The sequence below is a fragment of the Microcoleus sp. AR_TQ3_B6 genome (assembly GCF_036702785.1).
In the GTDB taxonomy this organism is placed as follows: Bacteria; Cyanobacteriota; Cyanobacteriia; order Cyanobacteriales; family Microcoleaceae; genus Microcoleus.
The window spans coordinates 1-4,346 of record NZ_JAUBVJ010000186.1; the positions used below are offsets into that span (position 1 = coordinate 1).

The 4,346-nt window shown below is 44.4% G+C and carries 3 protein-coding genes and 1 pseudogene; all 4 read right to left on the reverse strand.

Features of this window, described 5'->3' with window-relative positions:
• Positions 1-89 precede the first annotated feature (89 nt).
• The 4 genes and pseudogenes from QUB56_RS36335 to QUB56_RS36345 all read right to left on the reverse strand — a co-directional run bounded on the left by QUB56_RS36335 (position 90) and on the right by QUB56_RS36345 (position 3,256).
• Complete coding sequence (locus QUB56_RS36335; protein ID WP_332961207.1) at positions 90-635, reverse strand: group II intron maturase-specific domain-containing protein; 546 nt, start codon at positions 633-635, stop codon at positions 90-92.
• Positions 636-654: 19 nt separating this feature from the next.
• Complete coding sequence (locus tag QUB56_RS36340) at positions 655-1,392, reverse strand: reverse transcriptase domain-containing protein (protein WP_445243448.1); 738 nt, start codon at positions 1,390-1,392, stop codon at positions 655-657.
• A gap of 15 nt (positions 1,393-1,407) precedes the next feature.
• Positions 1,408-1,623: pseudogene (locus tag QUB56_RS37610) on the reverse strand (reverse transcriptase N-terminal domain-containing protein); the annotation flags it as partial.
• A gap of 127 nt (positions 1,624-1,750) precedes the next feature.
• On the reverse strand, positions 1,751-3,256 hold the full coding sequence (locus QUB56_RS36345) for a reverse transcriptase domain-containing protein (RefSeq protein ID WP_332961209.1): 1,506 nt from the start codon (positions 3,254-3,256) through the stop codon (positions 1,751-1,753).
• Positions 3,257-4,346: the final 1,090 nt, after the last annotated feature.

Sequence of the window (4,346 nt, forward strand, 5' to 3'; positions counted from 1 at the left end):
ACTGGTAGAGTCGATGGCTGGTATTACCCAGCGCACCTCTCTGTTAGAACCGGACGTGCGGGTTTCCCTGCATCCGGCTCCCGATATTCTTAAGGGATAACCCTTTTGCTCATGTGGATATAATCGTGACAGGACTCATGAATAGCAATCAGGTTTTTTACTTTCCAGTTGCTGTGATTCCCATCAATGTGGTGGAGGTGTAACCGTTCTTCGCTTGTACACTTTAAGCCACAATGACCACAGGTATGGTTTTGCCGTTTTAAGGCTTTAGAGGTGTTGTCGTCGTATAACTTACTATTGCGTTCGCTCCAGTAAGTTATGTCACCGTCGTAAGGTGATTTAGTTCCTATGACATTGTTATGACGATTTTCGGAGTACGAAACTGTTGGGAATGCCTTGTCTAGTAATTTCTTAGCAGAGTGGCGGTCTTGCTTGGTTTCTTTATTAAACACCTTATATGTTCTGTATTGTGTGTGATACAGCGAAAATCGTGAACCATCCATTTTACAGAATTTATGGTAGTTTCTCCATCCTCTAACTATTGGTGCTAACTTTTCAGCTTTCACCTTAGAACCATAATTCGAGTTATTGACGATAGCTTTTACCTTCTGACGGAACTTTTTAAAATTGTCCACTGAGGGAGTGCTTCTAAATTTACCGTTGCGCAAGCACTTTGAAATGCCAACCAAGGAAGTCAAATCCATCTGTCGCAGCGCTTACTTTTGTCTTTTTTTCGCTTACTTTCATTCCTCTTTCGGCTAAGAATTGGCTAATATCTTCAAGTATCTTTTCTGCATTGTCTTCGGGTCGAAGTACGATTACCATGTCGTCCGCGTAGCGGATTGATTGATACACTATTTCCTTTTGAGAGGTGTTTTGTGTAATCCGTTTTCTTTTATTTCTATGGTATCTATGGATACTTTCGATTCCATTGAGGACAATGTTTGCTAACAAAGGACTAATCACACCACCCTGGGGTGTACCTTGGAATGAAAATTCAGGATTGACTCCGGTTTTTAAGCATCGGAATATACCTGCTTTAGTGCCTTTAGGGGCAATAAGGTTTTCCATAATTGTAGTATGGCTTATCCTATCGAAGCACTTTTCAATATCGAGTTCTATAACCCGTTTATTGATTCCATTGGCATCAGATTTTAAGTTTTGAAACAAGATTCTTTGGGCATCGTGTGCCGAGCGTCCTGGTCTAAAACCGTAACTGCGTTCATGGAATAGTGCTTCATGTGCGGGTTCTATTGCGTATTTTGCGAGACATTGCCACGCTCTGTCGGCAATAGTGGGAATTTTCAGCATCCGTGTAGAACCATCCTTCTTAGGAATTGGGATAGAGCGTAACTTTTGGTGTATCCAATTGTTACCGGACGTTTTCAGCAGTGCCTCTAGTTCAAACCGTTCCTTGAAGGTAAGGGACTTTTTGCCGTCAATTCCTGCCGTTTTCTTTCCCGTATTTAGCTGTGATACTTGACGAATTGCCAAAAGTCTAGCCGCTTTGGATTTCAGAATAAGCTTTTGAAGTGACAGAGCTTTGCGCTTGTTTCCTTCTCGAATAGCTTTGAACACTCTACATTGCAGGCGAAATAAATCGCGTCGAAATTTCTTCCAATTTAGATTTTTCCAAGATTCACTAGCCTCGTGACTGTGGTGGAGTCGAGGGGGAGTATTATCTCCCGCCCCTCTCCGTTAGATCCGGACGTGCGCCTTTTAGTGCATCCGGCTCCCGATAATGTAAGGCTTAGCCTTTGCTCATGTGGAGGTAATCGTGGCAGCTCTCATGGATTGCTACCAGATTACTAGGCTTCCAGTTGTTGTGGTTGCCGTCAATGTGGTGAAGATGCACCCGTTCGTCATCGTTGAATTTAAGCCCACATTGCCCACATGAATGATGCTGTCTTTTAAGTGTTCTGGCTGTGGCTCCGTCGTATTTATCGGAGTTTCTCTTGCTCCAGTAGATGGTGTCGCCGTCGAAGGGGCTTTTATCTCCCTTGACATTGACGTGCTTATTTTCTGAGTAGGGAACGCTTGGGAAAGCCTTATCGATTAAGGCATCAACCTGATAACGGTTAAGTTTTCGTTCTCTACTGAAAACCTTCCATGCTCTGTGGCGTGTGTGCCACAGCGAGAAACGAGAACCCTCCATTTTGCAATAGCGGTGGTAGTTTCTCCATCCCCTGATGATAGGAGCCAATTTTTCAGCCTTGACTTCAGCACCATAATTCGAGTTGTTGACGATGTGTTTGACTTTGGTTTGGAACGCTTTGAAGTTTTCTTCAGAAGGAATACTTCTAAACTTTCCATTTTCTTGCACCCTAAAATTCCATCCAAGAAAGTCAAATCCATCTGTCGAGGCTACCAGTTTTGTTTTGGAGGCTTTAACGTTCAACCCCCATAGTGCTAGGAATTCTTCCACCTTAGTTAGGACTTTGGCGGCGTCGTCGTTTGGCTTGAGAATAAACACCATGTCATCGGCATATCTTACCGATTGATGAATGTCTTCTATTCCGTCAAGTGCTATGTTGGCTAGTAGCGGGCTAATGACTCCGCCTTGAGGTGTACCTTGGTCAGGGAAGTCTGGACTAATTCCAGACTTCAGGCATTTCCACAATCCAGTCTTAATAGACTGGGGCGCTATTATTTTGCTCATTAGCATACTATGGTTGATGCGGTCGAAACATTTCTCAATATCTAGCTCCAGAATTCTCTTTGCTTTGCCTCCATGATTGGATTGCAAATTTATGAAGAGTACCTTCTGGGCATCGTGCGCCGAGCGTCCAGGTCTAAAACCATAGCTTCGTGCATGAAATAATGCTTCGTGTGCTGGTTCGATGGCGTACTTGGCGAGACATTGCCAAGCTCTATCTGAGATTGTGGGAACTTTCAGAATTCGCTTAGTACCATCCTTTTTTGGGATTGGAATTTCTCTAAGTCCTTGATGTTCCCAGTGACGCACCTTGTTCTTTAGAATCTCGTTCAGTTCAAAGCGTTCTTTGGCACTAAGACTTGCTTTACCATCTACGCCAGCAGTTTTCTTACCCTGATTGAGTTGTGTCACTTGACGAATTGCCAGCAACCTAGCGCTTTGGCTTCTCAGTATTAGCTTTTGAAGCTTTCTGGCTCGTGCCTTGTCTCCAACTTGAATAGCTTTCCACAATCTGACTTGTAGGCGAAATAAGTTGCGCCGGAACTTCTTCCAATGCAATGTCTTCCATGATTCGCTAGTTATTACACTGCGTCCAACCATACTCTACTTACCTTCTTGTGTTCTGATTACCTCAGCGAAATTACTCGCTGTCCTACCCGATGCCTAAGAGTTCCGTGTCCTGTCTCACCTACTGGAGTTTCGACCTGCTCCAGACTCAAACATCGTTTTTATTCGTTCCTCTTCCCGATTGGCTGACGATTTAGGGCGGTTCAATTTGCCTACTCTCTTCTCAGGGTTGCTCCTGTTTTAGACAGAACGAAGCGAGAGTTTCGAGAGTGAAGTCCACATTGTTTGTTCAGATTGTGGCTTGCATGAAAGACACTTTTCCAGAACCTATTTACCCATGTCGTCTCCCCATTAACGCCAGTGCGCCTATCTGTTTTGGCTCTGATTGCGTCCTGTTTCCAGCTTCACTCTGTAAGATTCCAGGCTTACTCGGTGTGGACAGGTTGGGAGTCACATCACCCTAGATGGACGGGACTTAAACCCGTATCTTGGAAGAAGTTATGAGGGATAAAGCACCCTTTCCCTCACCTCAGCTTATGTATTCGGCTGAGAACGAATCGCACGCCTAATCATGCTCTGACTCCGTTAAGTGTTTTCTGAATACCTCAGCGAAATTACTCGCTGTCCTACCCGAATCAAAGGATTTCCGTATCTCGTCTTACCTACCTGGGATTCGACCGTCCCAAGACTTTTGATTCGTTTTTATTCGTTCCCTCAGATGATTGATTGTTCCATTAGGTGTAGCCAATTTAACCATCAGAAACCCTGGATTCATGTTGCTATTAAGCTCAAGGATGCAGCGGGTTTTTAACTCTGATGAAGTCGGGGTGTTTCGACATTTATGCCCCGCTTTTCTTTGGGTTACTTTTCTAGGCTCGATTTCACCTTAGAAACTCCCTGTTAGCGCCAGTGTCAACCCATAACAGTTGTCTGATTGCGCCTTCCAGCTTCACTCTGTAAGAATCGAGCTTACTCGGTGTGGGCAGATAAGGAGTCACGCTTGAATCTAGCGGATAGGACTTTCACCTATATCAATCTGAGAGTTCAACCCAAGGGGGGTTGGATTGGCTATTGACGGACTGATTACCGTGATTCCCCAATCAACGAATCGCACGAGCTTTAA